The 1,490-nt window shown below is 72.1% G+C and carries 1 protein-coding gene; it reads left to right on the plus strand.

All coding sequences use genetic code 11. The features are described from left to right. A partial coding sequence (locus ACWGDE_RS38890) for an amidohydrolase (RefSeq protein ID WP_453393808.1) occupies positions 1-1,295 on the plus strand: 1,295 nt, incomplete at its 5' end. Positions 1,296-1,490: the final 195 nt, after the last annotated feature.

Consider the following 1,490-nt stretch of genomic DNA (forward strand, 5'->3'; position numbering starts at 1 on the left):
GCGCCATGCTCGACGCGGTGGTCGCGGACCGGCCCGTCCTGCTCACCAACCGGGACGGCCACGGAGCCTGGGTCAACACCCGGGCGCTGGAGATCGCAGAAGTCGACGCCACCACCCCCGACCCGGCCGACGGCCGGATCGAGCGCGAGGCCGACGGAAGCCCGGCCGGCACCCTCCAGGAGGGAGCCGTCGAGCTGGTCGCACAGCACGTGCCCATCGCGACGCCGGACGAGGCGCTCGCAGGCCTGCTCGCCGCGCAGGAGCACCTGCTCTCCCTCGGGGTCACCAGCTGGCAGGACGCCATGATCGGCGCCTTCCCCGGCAACCCCGACAACTTCGACGTCTACCTGCGCGCCGCACGCGAGGGCTCCCTGCGCGCACGCGTCGTCGGCGCCCTGTGGTGGGACCGCGAACGCGGCCTGGAGCAGATACCCGACATCGAGGAGCGCCGCCGCACCGGGCAGGTCGGCCGCTTCAACGCCACCAGCGTCAAGATCATGCAGGACGGCATCGCCGAGAACTTCACGGCGGGCATGCTGGAGCCCTACCTCGACGGCTGCGGCTGCGCCACCGGCAACTCGGGGCTCAGCTTCATCGACCCGCTGGTGCTCACCGCCGCGGTGTCCATCCTCGACCGCGCGGGCTTCCAGATCCACTTCCACGCACTCGGGGACCGGGCCGTGCGCGAGGTGCTCGACGCCCTGGAAGACGCCCGCGCCGTCAACGGCGCCAACGACAACCGCCACCACCTCGCACACCTGCAGATCGTCCACCCCGACGACATCGCCCGGTTCGCGGACCTGGGCGCGGCCGCCAACATCCAGGCCCTGTGGGCCGCGCACGAACCGCAGATGGACGAGCTCACGATCCCCTTCCTCGGACCGGAACGGGCCCGGCTCCAGTACCCGTTCGGCGACCTCCAGCGCGCCGGAGCCCGCCTGGTCGCGGGCAGCGACTGGTCGGTCAGCAGCCCCAACCCGCTGTGGGGCATCCACGTCGCCGTCAACCGCTCCGTACCCGACGAGGCCCCCAACTCGCCCGGGACCTTCGAACCGATGCCGCCCTTCTTCCCCGAGCAGGCCCTGACCCTCTCCCAGGCCCTCACCGCCTACACCACGGGCAGCGCCTGGGTGAACCACCTCGACGAGGTCACCGGCACCGTCGAGGAGGGCAAGTACGCGGACCTCGTGGTCCTCGACCGCGATCCCTTCGCCCACCCCCCGATGGAGATCGCCGACACCCGCGTGCTGCGCACGTACATCGACGGCGAACTGGTCTTCGCCGCCACCGACTGAGCACCGAGCAGTCACCGGCCGGACCCACCGAGAAGCACCGGCCGGGCCCACCGAGCAGTCACCGGCCGGGCCCCGGCCGACCGAGCAGTCACCGGCCGGGCCGCCGCCGGCCGAGCGTCACCCACCCCACCGAGCTCATCCCTCAGGGAGCCAGACGATGTCATCACCCCCATCGGGATCCCCGCTGCACATCAC

The sequence above is a fragment of the Streptomyces sp. NPDC054956 genome, assembly GCF_053609185.1.